General features: G+C 52.7%; 10 protein-coding genes. 8 read left to right on the plus strand and 2 right to left on the minus strand.

Translation table 11 applies throughout. The annotated features are described in order from the left end of the window. Positions 1 to 226: 226 nt before the first annotated feature. A complete protein-coding gene (topA, locus tag ABA45_RS08135) occupies positions 227 to 2866 on the plus strand; it encodes a type I DNA topoisomerase (protein ID WP_048385234.1) in 2640 nt (879 codons plus the stop codon). Positions 2867 to 2960: 94 nt separating this feature from the next. On the opposite strand, the gene ABA45_RS08140 is transcribed toward topA, so the two are convergent. Continuing rightward, complete coding sequence (locus ABA45_RS08140) at positions 2961 to 3833, minus strand: NAD(P)-dependent oxidoreductase (protein ID WP_198147086.1); 873 nt, start codon at positions 3831 to 3833, stop codon at positions 2961 to 2963. 89 nt (positions 3834 to 3922) lie between these two features. Next, positions 3923 to 5197: a citrate synthase gene (gene gltA, locus ABA45_RS08145; RefSeq protein WP_048385237.1), complete on the minus strand. Its 1275-nt coding sequence runs from the start codon at positions 5195 to 5197 to the stop codon at positions 3923 to 3925. Between the two features lie 491 nt (positions 5198 to 5688). On the opposite strand from gltA, the gene sdhC reads away from it, so the two are divergent. From sdhC to lpdA, 7 genes are all read left to right on the plus strand, one after another. Next, positions 5689 to 6069 carry a succinate dehydrogenase, cytochrome b556 subunit gene (gene sdhC, locus ABA45_RS08150; RefSeq protein WP_048385238.1) on the plus strand — a complete coding sequence of 127 codons (381 nt, stop codon included), beginning with the start codon at positions 5689 to 5691 and terminating at the stop codon, positions 6067 to 6069. Beyond that, positions 6057 to 6410: a succinate dehydrogenase, hydrophobic membrane anchor protein gene (gene sdhD, locus ABA45_RS08155; protein WP_048385240.1), complete on the plus strand. Its 354-nt coding sequence runs from the start codon at positions 6057 to 6059 to the stop codon at positions 6408 to 6410. Before sdhC ends, sdhD begins: the two co-directional genes overlap by 13 nt. 3 nt (positions 6411 to 6413) lie before the next feature. Next, positions 6414 to 8186, plus strand: coding sequence for a succinate dehydrogenase flavoprotein subunit (gene sdhA, locus ABA45_RS08160; RefSeq protein ID WP_048385244.1), 1773 nt, complete (start codon positions 6414 to 6416; stop codon positions 8184 to 8186). 13 nt (positions 8187 to 8199) lie between these two features. Beyond that, positions 8200 to 8904, plus strand: coding sequence for a succinate dehydrogenase iron-sulfur subunit (locus tag ABA45_RS08165; RefSeq protein WP_048385245.1), 705 nt, complete (start codon positions 8200 to 8202; stop codon positions 8902 to 8904). Between the two features lie 312 nt (positions 8905 to 9216). After that, a complete protein-coding gene (locus tag ABA45_RS08170; protein WP_048385246.1) occupies positions 9217 to 12054 on the plus strand; it encodes a 2-oxoglutarate dehydrogenase E1 component in 2838 nt (945 codons plus the stop codon). A 49-nt stretch (positions 12055 to 12103) separates the two neighbouring features. Beyond that, positions 12104 to 13336 carry a 2-oxoglutarate dehydrogenase complex dihydrolipoyllysine-residue succinyltransferase gene (gene odhB, locus ABA45_RS08175; RefSeq protein ID WP_048385247.1) on the plus strand — a complete coding sequence of 411 codons (1233 nt, stop codon included), beginning with the start codon at positions 12104 to 12106 and terminating at the stop codon, positions 13334 to 13336. A 36-nt stretch (positions 13337 to 13372) separates the two neighbouring features. Continuing rightward, positions 13373 to 14812, plus strand: a complete 1440-nt coding sequence (gene lpdA / locus ABA45_RS08180) for a dihydrolipoyl dehydrogenase (protein ID WP_048385248.1) — start codon at positions 13373 to 13375, stop codon at positions 14810 to 14812. Positions 14813 to 14867: the final 55 nt, after the last annotated feature.

The raw sequence follows: 14867 nt of genomic DNA on the forward strand, positions 1-14867 counted from the left end.
GTTTAACAACAAGGCCCGGCATCTAGCCGGGCCTTGTTGTTTCTCCGAATGAAAAAAAGCTGGATGGAAAACAAAGAATGGGTTGTCTTGCTATTCTTGACCCTGTAAAACAGTGAACTTATTCATGTCAGCGGCAGGGTCTTATTTATAGCCGACTGATTTTACAGCGAGTTTGCGGTTTGCTGCACAACTGACCGATTTATCGCCAAGGATACAGATCTCCGATATGGGTAAAAGTCTCGTAATTGTCGAGTCGCCAGCGAAGGCGAAGACCATCAATAAGTATCTGGGGGACGACTTCATTGTTAAGTCGTCCGTCGGGCACATTCGTGATCTTCCGGTTAGCGGCAGCGGGTCCACCAGTGACCCCAAAGAGCGTGCCCGTCAAGCCGCTGTCACGCGTAAATTGAGCCCTGAAGACAAGGTGGTGCACAAGAAGCGTAAAGCCCGTGAACAGTTGGTCGCCCGCATGGGTATAGACCCGGATCAAGACTGGAGCGCACGCTATGAAATTTTGCCAGGTAAAGAAAAAGTCGTTAATGAGCTAAAACGCCTGGCCAAGTCTGCCGATCACATTTATCTGGCAACGGATTTGGACCGCGAAGGTGAGGCCATTGCCTGGCATCTTCAGCAGACCATTGGCGGCGAGCCGGAAAAATACCGGCGCGTTGTTTTTAACGAAATTACTAAACGTGCTATTCAGGGCGCCTTCGAAAACCCGGGCAAGCTGGACACCGATATGGTGCATGCCCAGCAGGCACGGCGTTTCCTGGACCGGGTAGTCGGTTACATGGTGTCGCCGCTGCTTTGGGCCAAGTTGGCCCGAGGCTTGTCCGCCGGCCGTGTGCAATCGGTTGCGGTAAAGCTGATTGTTGAACGTGAACGGGAAATTCGTAAGTTTGTGCCGGAAGAGTACTGGCAGCTGTTTGCAGGCCTCGCAACCCTAAGCGCCAAGCAGCCGGTACGTTTTGAAGTGACCCGCTACAACGACAAACCCTATCGCCCGGTTAACGAAAGCCAGAGCAAAGACCACGTCACGCGGTTAAACGCGGGCAAGTTCGCGGTGACCAAGCGGGAAGACAAGCCTACCCGTTCGCGCCCGGGTGCTCCTTTCATAACGTCGACGTTGCAGCAGGCTGCCAGCAACCGCTTGGGCTTTAGTGTTAAGAAAACCATGATGCTGGCCCAGCGTTTGTACGAAGCCGGGTTTATCACCTACATGCGTACAGACTCCACCAACCTGAGCCAAGATGCCGTTAACAGCAGCCGTGATTACGTAGAGTCGACCTTTGGCAAAGAATACCTGCCGGAAAGCCCGCGCATCTATGGCAGCAAGCAAGGCGCTCAGGAGGCTCACGAGGCTATTCGCCCGACTGAAGCTACTCGTAAGGCGGTTGCTATTACCGGTATCGAAAAAGATGCTGAGAAGCTTTACGACATCATTTGGCGCCAGTTTATCGCTTGCCAAATGGCCGACGCCGAATTTCTCAGCACGTCTATCGTCGTCTCCAACGGCGATTACGAGCTGCGCACCCGTGGCCGCATCAGCAAGTTTGAAGGCTTTTTGAAAGTGGCGCCCCAGGCGTCGAAAAAAGATGAAGATTTAGCACTGCCAGATATCCGTGTTGGCGAGAGCCTCGGCTTGGACAAGCTCGAACCTACCCAGCATTTTACCAAGCCGTCACCGCGCTTCACTGAAGCGAGCCTGGTTAAAGAGCTCGAAAAGCAGGGTATTGGCCGGCCGTCTACCTACGCCTCAATCATTTCGACCATTCAAGATCGTGGTTACGTGCGCCTGCAGAACCGTCGCTTTTACGCTGAAAAAATGGGCGAAATTGTGACTGAAAGGCTGTGTGAATCCTTCGGTAACCTGATGGATTACAATTTTACTGCACAGATGGAAGGTGATCTGGACCATGTTGCGGAAGGCAATGTGGAATGGAAAAAAGTATTGAATGATTTTTACGGCCGTTTCCGGCAACAACTGGAGGTGGCTGAAGCGGATGACGATGACGGCGGTATGCGGCCTAACGAGCCTACGGAAACAGATATTCCGTGTCCTACGTGTGGTCGAAATATGCAAATTCGCGTGGCCAGCACCGGTGTTTTTCTGGGCTGCTCGGGTTACTCGCTACCGCCGAAAGAGCGCTGTAAAACCACCATTAACCTGGTGACCGGTGACGAAGTGGTCAGTGCTGAAGAAGACGTGGAAGGTGAGGGCGAAAGCCGCTTGCTGCGGATGAAGCGCCGCTGCCCAAAGTGCAGCACGGCTATGGACAGCTACCTGGTAGACGAAACCCGCAAACTACACGTGTGTGGCAACAATCCGGACTGCTCCGGGTATGAAGTCGAACAAGGCAGTTTTCGTATTAAGGGTTACGATGGCCCAACGCTGGACTGCGATAAGTGCAGCAGCGAAATGCAGCTGAAAACCGGTCGTTTCGGTAAGTACTTCGGCTGCACCAACGATGAGTGTAAAAACACCCGTAAGCTGCTGAAAAGTGGCGAGCCTGCACCGCCCAAGATGGATCCGGTGGCGATGCCGGAGTTGCAGTGTCAGAAAGTGGATGACACCTATGTGTTGCGAGATGGCGCGTCCGGCATGTTTCTGGCAGCCAGTAAATTTCCCAAGAATCGGGAAACCCGTCCGCCGCTGGTACTGGAAATTAAACCTCATCGCGACGAAATTGATCCCAAGCACAACTACTTGATGGAGGCACCAGAGCACGATTCTGAGGGTAATCCGTCGGTGATCCGCTACAGCCGGAAAACCAAAGAGCAGTATGTAATGTCAGAAAAAGACGGCAAAGCGACTGGTTGGTCGGCTTGGTACGTGAGCGGCAAGTGGCAGCCTAAACAGAAATGAGTGCGGCGGACTGAGTCTGAAGTGATGGGCGGGTGGAAACCCGCCCATTATCGTTTATAACGACGAAAAAGCTCGGCTACTGAACGTCGGCGCTTTACTTTTTCGGGCGCAAACGCTTGATCAGCGACGACGTATCCCAGCGCTCGCCACCCATCTGCTGCACATCTCCGTAGAACTGATCCACCAGTGCTGCTACTGGCAGACGGGCGCCGTTTTTGCGCGCCTCTTCCAGGCAGATGGCCAGATCTTTACGCATCCAGTTCACCGCAAAACCGTGTTCGAATTCACCAGCAATCATGGTGGCGGACCGGTTTTCCATTTGCCAGGACTGGGCTGCTCCCTTAGAGATCACTTCAACAACTTTACTGGCATCCAGGCCAGCCTGCTCGGCAAAGTGCAGTGCTTCTGACAACCCCTGAACCAAACCTGCAATGGCAATCTGATTGACCATTTTTGTCTTTTGACCTGCGCCAGCTGGCCCCATAAGATTCAGAGCTTTAGCGTAGGTGCTTAACACCGGTTCTGCCGTTGTAAAGTCGCTGCTGCTGCCACCGCACATGATAGTCAGTTGGCCCTTTTCGGCGCCTTGTTGTCCACCAGACACGGGCGCATCCATAAAGCCGAGTTGGCGCTGTGCGGCTAATACTGCCAAGCGTTCGGCAGCCATGGCCGAGGCGGTAGTGTGGTCAATCAGCAGTGTTTCCTGGGCGGCGTTAGCGAGAATACCAGCGTCGCCTTCATACACCGCCCGCAAATCATCGTCGTTGCCCACGCAGGTAAGAACGATGGTGCTGCCTTGCACTGCTTCTGCGATGCTGGCGCAGGCTTTACCGTTATAGTCTTTTGCCCACTGCTGACTTTTGCTGCTGGTACGATTCCACACTTGGACATCGTAGCCGGCTGCTGCCAAATGTCCGGCCATGGGATAACCCATAACGCCAAGACCAATAAAGCTCACGGTTGTCATGATTTGCTCCTCAGGGTTGGTACAAAACAAAAAAACCGCTAAAACTAGCGGTTTTTCTGATATTTGATCAGGATGTTTGCATCACTGAATCACTCTTTCGGGTAATCGCGCTTGGGCGAACCCGTGTAAAGCTGGCGCGGACGACCAATTCGGTAATTACCGCTAACCATTTCGTTCCAATGAGAGAACCAGCCAATGGTGCGTGACATGGCAAAAACAACGGTGAACATGGATGTCGGAATGCCGATTGCCTTGAGGATCAGGCCAGAGTAAAAATCTACGTTCGGGTAAAGCTTTCGCTCAACGAAGTACTCGTCTTCGAGGGCGATTTTTTCCAGGCGCCGCGCAATGCGCAGCAGTGGATCGTTTTCGAGGCCCAGTTCGCTGAGTACTTCATGAGCAGTTTCGGCCATGACTTTGGCCCGGGGATCAAAGTTTTTGTAGACCCGGTGGCCAAAACCCATCAGGCGGAACGGGTCGTTTTTGTCTTTGGCTCTTGCAATGAAGGCTTCGATGTTCGCTTCTTCGCCAATTTCGGCCAGCATAGCCAACACCGCTTCGTTGGCGCCGCCGTGAGCAGGTCCCCAGAGTGCTGCAATGCCAGAAGCCATACATGCGTAAGGGTTGGCGCCAGTAGAGCCTGCCAGACGCACGGTAGACGTGGATGCGTTCTGTTCGTGGTCAGCGTGCAGGATGAAGATTTTGTCCATTGCGTTGGCCAGGACTGGATTTGGCTTATATTCCTCACATGGGGTGGCAAACATCATCTGCAAAAAATTTTCGGCGTAAGACAAGTCGTTGCGTGGGTAAATAAAGGGTTGGCCCATGCTGTACTTGTAACACCAAGCTGCAATGGTGGGCATTTTCGCGATCAGGCGGTGGCCGGTAATTTCGCGCTGGTGTTCATCGGTTACGTCCATTTGGTCGTGATAGAACGCCGATAAAGCGCCCACGACGCCACACATAATGGCCATTGGGTGCGCGTCACGACGAAAGCCGTTAAAGAAATTGCGCATTTGGTCATGCAGCATGGTGTGGTTTTTGATGGTTTCGTGAAAAGCTTTGTTTTCTTCGGCAGTGGGAAGTTCCCCGTGCAGCAGCAGCCAACAGAGCTCCAGGTAGTCAGAGTGTTCTGCCAACTGCTCGATCGGATAGCCGCGGTGCAAGAGTACGCCCTTGTCGCCATCAATAAAGGTGATGGCGGACTCGCAAGCCGCTGTAGATACAAAGCCGGGATCGTAAGTGAACACGCCTTGCTGAACCAGGCTCCGTACATCAATAACGTCTGGGCCGACGGTGCCGGAGTAAACCGGTAGCTCAAGGGACTTGTTGCCCACTGTTAGCGTGGCTTTCCTGTCGGTCATGGTGCTCTCCTGTTTAAAAGCGTGTCAGATTTTAAGAATGCGCGAGTGAGAAGCGTATTATCGCAAAACTGGCGGCAAAATATAGGCTGATCACTTTCTTTGTCAACAAAAGGCTACGCAAAAATGAAAAATGTTCCATAACGTCAATGAGTAAATGCCAGTATTAGTGATGATGTGAGCAGGGCTTTGCTGTCAATAAGCCTTTTGTCTTCATATACATTCGTTTACTGGCAGTGATTTACGTCAATTGCAGGTTTGTAATTAATTAGCGTACTCCTTATAATCTGTATCCCGTAATTAGGGGGTTTAGTCGACCGTGGCGCCGTTCCCCAAAGCAACTTTGCCAGCGCGCAACGAGCTGCCGGGAAAAATCCCTTCATACCCTGAGCCAATCGTGTGCCAGTCTCGTATGTGCACACTGATCCGTACAAATCAATCATCTGCGTCCGGCTAGCCGGCTCCGCGGCAACAATAGAGAGTGTGAGAGCGCTGTGAATAGTAAACGACCAGTAAATCTCGATCTCGGCAAATTTCATTTTCCTCTGCCAGCCATTGTTTCCATATTGCACCGCATCAGCGGCATCATCATTTTTGTCGGTGTAGCGTTCATGCTTTATGGTCTGGATCTTTCCCTGTCTGGGGAAGAAGGGTATGGCCATGTTAGTGAATTGCTGAGCGGCTTCTTCGCCAAGCTGATTATCTGGGGCATTTTATCGGCCCTGCTATATCACCTAGTGGCAGGTACCAAGCACTTGCTGATGGACATGGGTATTGGTGAAGAGTTGGCAAGTGGCCTTTTGGCTGCCAAAGCGGCTCTGGCCATCGCCATAATTCTGATTTTACTGGCAGGAGTTTGGATATGGGCAATGTAAGTAGTGTAACCAATCTCGGCCGAAGCGGTGTTGCAGACTGGCTAATGCAGCGAGTTTCAGCGTATGTCCTTGCACTGTATACAGTGGTTCTTCTTGTATTCATTATCGCCAATCCTGGCTTGGGCTACGATGCCTGGGCAGGCCTGTTTGGCCAGACTTGGATGCGTATTTTTACGCTGATGGCTCTATTTTCGATTGGCGCACACGCTTGGGTTGGCTTGTGGACAGTAACAACTGACTATATGAAATCAGCCTTGCCGCGTTTTCTGGTGCAGGCCGCGTGCGGTCTGACCATGTTCGTGTATGTGGTTTGGGGTATTCAGATCCTGTGGGGGTTTTAATTAATGTCTAACATCAAGACCATGTCCTATGACGCCATCGTGATTGGCGGCGGCGGTGCCGGTATGCGCGCAGCGCTGCAGTTGACTGAAAGCGGCGTTAAAACCGCGTGTATTACCAAGGTATTTCCAACCCGCTCGCACACTGTGTCTGCCCAAGGTGGCATTACCTGTGCGATTGCCAGCGCGGATCCCAACGACGACTGGCGCTGGCATATGTATGACACCGTTAAGGGGTCAGATTACATTGCTGATCAGGACGCGGTTGAATATATGTGTTCTGTAGGTCCGCAAGCTGTATTCGAACTTGAGCACATGGGTCTGCCATTCTCACGCACCGAGCAGGGCCGGATTTACCAGCGTCCATTTGGTGGTCAGTCCAAAGGGCCGAATGATTCTACTCAGGCAGCTCGCACCTGTGCGGCGGCCGACCGCACAGGTCACGCACTCCTGCATACGCTGTATCAGGCCAATCTGAAGCGTGGCACTACCTTCTTGAGTGAATGGTATGCGGTCGATCTGGTCAAAAATGCGAAAAATGAAGTTGTTGGTGTTGTTGCGATCGAAATCGAAACGGGTGAAGTAGCTTATATCAAAGCCAAGGCAACGGTTCTTGCGACCGGCGGCGCTGGCCGTATTTATGCCTCTACCACCAACGCCCTGATTAATACCGGCGACGGTATCGGCATGGCCCTGCGTGCTGGCTTCCCGATGCAAGACATGGAAATGTGGCAGTTCCACCCTACCGGCATTTACGGTGCGGGCACGCTTGTGACCGAAGGCTGTCGGGGTGAGGGCGGTTACTTGATCAACTCCGAAGGCGAGCGATTCATGGAGCGCTACGCGCCCAATTCCAAAGATCTTGCAGGCCGGGACGTTGTTGCACGCTCCATGGTTATCGAGATTCTTGAAGGTCGTGGCTGTGGTCCTGAAAAGGATCATGTTCTACTGAAGCTTGACCACTTGGGCGAAGAGACCCTGAATTTGCGTCTACCGGGTATTTGTGAGCTATCGAAGACCTTTGCCCACGTAGATCCGGTGAAAGAGCCTGTCCCTGTTGTTCCAACCTGTCATTACATGATGGGTGGCATTCCGACGAACGTTGGCGGTCAGGCGCTGACTCAAGACGATGACGGCAAAGATCAGCCAATTCGTGGTTTGTTTGCCTGCGGTGAAGCGGCTTGTGTTTCAGTTCACGGTGCCAACCGTCTTGGCGGCAACTCGCTTCTGGACCTGGTCGTGTTTGGTCGTGCAGCTGGCCTGCACATTGAAGAGCAGTTGCGCAACGGCTTTGAAGTAGACGGCGCCAGTGAAGCTGACATCAAGCGCGCTATGGCGCGGCTAGATCGTCTGGCTAACGCCAGCGAAGGCGAGCACGTGGCGGCGGTTCGTAAAGATCTGCAAACCTGTATGCAGCTGTATTTCGGTGTATTCCGCGACGGTGAAAGCATGGATAAAGGCCTGCAGCTGCTGAATGAAATCGGTGAGCGTGTTCGCAACACCCGCCTGACCGATACCAGCAACGCATTCAATACCGCGCGTATTGAGGCGTTGGAGCTGGACAACCTGTTTGAAGTTGCTTACGCCACTGCCGTATCAGCGGTAGAGCGAAAAGAAAGTCGCGGTGCTCATGCCCGCAACGACTTTACTGAGCGTGACGACGAGAACTGGCTAAAGCACTCGCTTTATTTCCCGCTGGACAAGCGGGTTGGCAAGCGCGATGTTAACTTCTCGCCGAAGACTGTCGACACATTCCAGCCGATGATTCGGTCGTATTAAGGGGACGAAGACTATGTTGGTAAGCCTTTATCGTTACAACCCGGAAGCAGACAACGCCCCGTTCATGCAGGATGTCGAGGTTGAACTTCCGAAGGGTAAAGACCTGATGGTGCTGGACGTGCTCAATCTGCTGAAAGAAAGAGACGTCACTCTGTCGTATCGTCGGTCATGCCGCGAAGGCGTGTGTGGCTCTGACGGCATGAACATGAACGGCAAAAATGGCCTGGCGTGCATCACGCCGGTGTCTCAGGTGATCAAAAAAGACAAGCTGGTATTGCGCCCGCTGCCTGGTTTGCCGGTCATCCGTGATCTGGTCGTGGATATGAGCCTGTTTTACAAACAGTATGAAAAGGTCATGCCGTACTTGGTCAACGATCAGCCAGCGCCCGCTATTGAGCGTCTGCAGACGCCGGAAGACCGTGAAAAGCTCGATGGTCTTTATGAGTGTATACTGTGCGCCTGTTGTTCCACGGCTTGCCCGTCGTTCTGGTGGAACCCGGAGAAGTTTATTGGCCCCGCAGGCTTGTTGCAGGCGTACCGCTTCCTGGCGGATAGCCGTGATACTGCCCAGGCCGAACGTTTGGCTGATTTGGACGATCCGTTCAGCGTGTTCCGTTGCCGCGGTATTATGAACTGTGTCAGCGTGTGTCCGAAGGGCCTTAACCCAACTCGGGCTATTGGCCATATTCGGAATCTGTTGTTGCAGCGGGCAACTTGAGCAGCAAAATGTAATACAGACGTTATACTGTGTCTGCTGAGTAAGACCCTTGAAGGCCTCGCCAATTTGGCGGGGCCTTCAACCAAAGGCGTATAGCCAATAGTCTGGTAGCGGTTCAAACTTCGTGCATCGTGATTGTTAGCCGTTAGATAGCTTGCACTGCGTCGCTAAGTATAAAAAATTTCGGGGAAAGCAGGCATCCGTCCCGGATGTGGCGGCCAAAGTCGACAGCGTGAAAACCCGTATTGACTGGAATGAGGCACTGGCCGACCATTACGGCTTCCCGTACCAGCCCAAGGTGAGCTATTCAAAATGCACGAAAGCATCATGGAGCAGTTGTGGCAAACTTCCCATCTACAGGGGGGTAATCTTGCCTACGTTGAACAGCTTTTTGAAACTTATATTTCAGATCCTAACGCTGTTCCTGAAGAGTGGCGTAGTTACTTCGACAAACTTCCCAGTGTCGATGGCTATCAGGGCAAAGATATAGCCCACTCCGCAATCCGCGAACAATTTAAGCATATTTCCAGCAATCAGCGTTTTCTGGCTAGCAATACTGCTCCAGCAGGTGCCGTACCCGATGCTGACAAAAAGCAGACACGCGTACTGCAATTGATTAACGCATATCGCTTTCGGGGTCACCAGCACGCAAAGCTGGACCCGCTGAATGTGAAGCCTCGTGAACTGGTGGAAGACCTTGACCCGGCTTTTCACGAACTTTACAACGCCGATAACGATATCGAGTTCCAGACTGGCTCGCTGAGTTTCGGTTCTGAAACGATGAAGCTAGGCGACATCATAGAAGGCCTGCAACAGACGTATTGCGAGAGTATTGGTGCAGAATACATGCACATTGTCGACACTCGCATCAAGCGTTGGTTCCAACAACGCATGGAGCCGATCCGCTCCAACCCAGGTTTTGACGCCGACACCCGTATTCATTTGCTCGAACGCTTGACCGCCGCTGAGGGCCTGGAAAAATATTTGGGTTCACGCTATCCCGGCGTTAAGCGTTTCGGACTGGAAGGTGCCGAAAGCCTGATTCCTTGTCTTGATGAAATTATTCAGCGCGCAGGCTCTGGTGGCACCAAAGAAATCGTTCTGGGAATGGCCCACCGTGGACGTTTGAACGTGTTGGTCAATATTTTGGGCAAAAACCCGAAAGAACTGTTTGACGAGTTCGAAGGCAAGAATAAGGCGGGCTCAGGTTCTGGTGATGTTAAGTATCACCAAGGTTTCTCGTCCAACGTGATGACTCCGGGTGGTGAGATTCATCTGGCCCTGGCTTTTAATCCCTCGCACCTGGAAATCGTGTCCCCAGTGGTCGTGGGCTCTGTTCGCGCTCGCCAAACCCGCCGCGAAGACAAAGATGGCAGGCAGGTTTTGCCGGTGATCATGCACGGCGATGCTGCGTTTGCAGGCCAGGGCGTTGTGATGGAAACGTTCCAGATGTCACAGACCCGCGGTTTTGGTACTGGCGGCACTGTACATATTGTGATCAACAATCAAGTTGGCTTTACCACCAGCAAACAGGCAGACGCCCGTTCTACCGAATACTGCACAGATATTGCCAAAATGGTACAGGCTCCGATTCTGCACGTGAACGCAGACGACCCGGAAGCGGTGCTGTTCGTCACTCGGATGGCAATGGACTACCGCAACGAATTTAAAGGCGACGTTGTTATTGATCTGGTGTGCTACCGCCGCCGTGGTCACAACGAAGCCGACGAGCCTGCCGCGACTCAGCCGATGATGTACGAGAAAATTCGTAAGCTGAAAACCACGCGTAACATCTATGTGGACAGTCTGACTGATGCTGGCGTCGTGAGCGAAGACCTCGCCAAGCAGATGGAAAATGATTACCGCACGGTTCTAGATAAGGGAGAGCACGTTGTAAAAGCATTGGTTAAAGAACCAAACGCCAAGTTGCACGTTGACTGGACCCCGTATTTGGGCCATGAGTGGACAGCCAAGTGCAAGTCTAGCGTGCCACTGAAGACGATTCAGAAGCTGGGTAAAAAGCTGAGTGAAGTACCAGAAGGTTTTATTATTCAGCGTCAGGTGTCTAAAATCGTTAAGGATCGTGACAAGATGACGGCCGGCGCTTTACCTCTTAACTGGGGTTACGGTGAGATCATGGCCTACGCAACTTTGTTAGACGAAGGTTATCCGATTCGCATAACAGGGCAGGACGTTGGTCGCGGTACTTTCTCCCACCGTCACGCCGTTCTGCATAACCAGAAAGATGGCGCTACGCACATTGCGCTGACTCATCTGTCTGACGATCAGCCCAAGTTCGAGCTTTACGATTCTCTGCTATCCGAAGAGGCCGCACTGGCTTTCGAATACGGCTATGCGACAACATCGCCTAGCTCGCTGGTTGTCTGGGAAGCGCAGTTTGGCGACTTTGCCAACGGTGCTCAGGTTGTGATTGATCAGTTCCTGACCAGTGGTGAGCACAAGTGGGGCCGTTTGTGCGGCCTTACTATGTTATTGCCGCACGGTTATGAAGGGCAGGGTCCAGAGCATAGCTCGGCGCGTATTGAACGCTTTTTACAGCTGAGCGCGGAACAGAACATTCAGGTGTGTGTACCCACAACGCCCTCGCAGGTATTCCACATGCTTCGCCGACAGGTGAAGCGCCCGGTTCGTAAGCCATTGATTGCCATTACGCCAAAGAGCCTGCTGCGCCATAAAGAAGCTATTTCCAGTCTGGACGATCTGACTTCAGGTACCTTCCAGACCGTGCTGCCGGAAAAAGAGCCGTCTGATGCAAAAAAAATCACTCGGGTTATTCTTTGCAGCGGTAAGGTTTACTATGAATTGCTCGAGAAGAAGAAAACCGGTGAGCGTAACGACACGGCTATTATTCGTATCGAGCAGCTGTATCCGTTCCCGGGTGAAGATCTGGATGAATTATTGGCGGGATTTAGCAAGCTCAAGCACGCTGTCTGGTGCCAGGAAGAACCTATGAATCAGGGCGCCTGGTATAGCAGTCAACACCATATGCGCAACGCGCTGCAGCGGCTGAATCCTAAACTGCACCTCGAATATGCGGGTCGTGATGCCTCGGCTGCACCTGCTGCCGGACACATGTCTGTGCACATCGAACAGCAGAAAAAACTGGTTAACGACGCATTTGAAGTCTGACAAGCTACCGAGCTATCAAACTTCCGAGCTATCGAACAAAGGAACCGTAATGTCTACAGAGATTAAAGCCCCCGTATTCCCGGAGTCGGTCGCAGAGGGTACTGTCGCGACCTGGCACAAGCAGCCGGGTGAAGCCTGCGCGCGCGATGAGCTGATCGTCGACATTGAAACCGACAAAGTGGTGCTGGAAATTGTTGCACCGGCTGACGGTGTTATCGAAGAAATCCTGAAAAACGACGGCGACACCGTAGAAAGCGGTGAAGTGATCGGAAGATTCAAAGCAGGCGCTGCTAGCGAGTCTAAGGGCTCCGGCAGTAAAGACACGGTTGAAAGCAAAGACCAAGGCGCCGACGCGGCGTCCTCCTCAGATGCGATTCTGAGCCCGGCTGCGCGTAAGCTGGCTGACGAGAACAACGTTGAACCCAGCGCATTGAAAGGCACAGGGAAAGACGGTCGGATTTCTAAAGAAGATGTTCAAAGTCACATTGATAACGCCAAGGCTTCTATTGAATCGCCTGCTGCAAAGGCAGCTGCTGAGCCTGCGCATGCCGCTGCGCCGGTAGCCGAGATCAGCGCCGGTGAGCGTATTGAAAAACGTGTTCCCATGACCCGCCTGCGCGCCAGTATCGCGAAGCGTCTGGTCAATGCACAGCAGAGCGCTGCCATGTTGACCACCTTTAACGAGGTGAACATGGGGCCGATCATGGAACTGCGCAAGCAATACAAAGAAAGCTTCGAAAAGCGTCACGGAATTAAGTTGGGCTTTATGTCTTTCTTTACCAAAGCCGCTACCGAAGCTCTGAAACGCTTCCCTGCAGTGAATGCGTCCATCGACGGAAATGACATGGTTTACCATGGCTACCAGGATATCGGTGTGGCGGTATCCACGGAGCGCGGCTTGGTGGTTCCAGTAATACGTGACGTTGACGCACTTAGCCTCGCTGACATCGAGAAGAAAATTGTCGAGTACGGTACCAAGGCCAAAACGGGCAAACTGGGCATCGATGAAATGACCGGTGGTACCTTCACCATAACCAACGGAGGCACCTTTGGTTCCCTGTTGTCGACGCCTATTCTGAACCCGCCACAAACGGCGATTCTGGGTATGCATAAGATCCAGCCACGCCCGATGGCGGTGAATGGTCAGGTGGTGATACAGCCCATGATGTACTTGGCACTGTCTTATGACCACCGCATGATTGACGGCAAGGAAGCAGTGCAGTTCCTGGTTGCCATCAAGGATATGCTGGAAGATCCTGCGCGTATCCTGCTGGACGTATAGGCACTTCACTTACCGAATCGGAATACAGGATTAACTATGGCTGACAAGTTTGATGTAATCGTAATTGGCGCCGGCCCCGGTGGTTATGTAGCTGCAATCAAAGCCGCGCAACTGGGCCTGAATGTCGCCTGTGTAGAAAGCTGGTCTTCGGATGAAGGCAAACAGGTGTTGGGTGGAACCTGCCTGAACGTAGGTTGTATCCCGTCCAAGGCACTGCTGGAGATTTCTCACAAGTACGAGGAAGCCCAGCACGGCTTTGCCGAGCAGGGCATTATTGCCAATGACATCTCCATTGACATCGCTAAAATGATGGAGCGTAAGACCGGCATTGTTAAACAGCTGACCGGAGGCATTGCGGGGCTGTTCAAGTCAAACGGTGTTACCTCGATTTATGGTCACGGCAAGCTATTGGCAAATCGCCAGGTGGAAGTGACTGACAACGATGGCAAGACCAAGACTTATGAAGCCGATAACATTATTTTGGCAACAGGCTCGCGTCCGATTGAGATTCCGCCGGCGCCAAAAACCGAAGGTTATATCACTGATTCGGAAGGCGCTCTGGAATTTACTGAAGTGCCCAAGCGATTGGGTGTGATTGGCGCCGGTATTATCGGTTTGGAGCTGGGCAGCGTTTGGGCCCGCCTGGGTGCTGAAGTCACTCTGTTGGAAGCGCAGGATACGTTCTTGCCAGGGGTAGACCAACAGATTGCCAAGGCCACGTTGAAAGAGTTCCAGAAACAGGGCCTGAACATTGTCATGGGCGGCCGTGTAACGGGTGCAGAGGTCAAGCGTAAGTTGGTCTACGTAAGTTACGAAGACAGCAAAGGCAAACAAGAGCTGATGGTCGATAAGCTGATTGTGGCTGTTGGCCGTCGCCCCTATACAGACAACCTGCTGGCAGCAGACTCCGGTGTGAACATGGACGAGCGCGGGTTTGTATTCGTAGACGACCACTGTAAAACCGATGCGCCCGGCGTTTGGGCGGTTGGTGACGTGGTGCGCGGCCAAATGCTAGCCCACAAAGCCTCTGAAGAAGGTGTTATGGTTGCCGAGCGCATTGCGGGCCATAAACCACAGGTCAACTACGACTGTATTCCCAATGTTATTTACACGGCACCGGAAGTAGCGTGGGTTGGGAAGTCCGAAGAGCAGCTGAAAGCTGACGGTGTGGCTTATAAAGTGGGTACCTTCCCGTTTGCGGCAAACGGTCGCGCTATGGCCGCCAATTCGGCGGTGGGCATGGTGAAGATTATTGCGGACGAGAAAACTGACCGCATTTTGGGCTTCCACGTGTTGGGCCCATCGGCGTCTGAAATCGTTGCTCAGGGTGTAATCGCCATGGAGTTCGGTTCCAGTGCAGAAGATCTTGCGTTGACCTGTTTTGCTCACCCGACTCTGTCTGAGTCAGTGCACGAGGCAGCTCTTGCAGTTAACGGTGGGGCCATTCACATGGCCAATCGTCGCAAGAAGAAATAATAAGCCAGAAAGTCATGGGGCGCCGCAGGGCGCCCCATGACTTTTAGAGACTCTT

Source organism: Marinobacter psychrophilus, from assembly GCF_001043175.1.
Taxonomy (GTDB): Bacteria; Pseudomonadota; Gammaproteobacteria; order Pseudomonadales; family Oleiphilaceae; genus Marinobacter; species Marinobacter psychrophilus.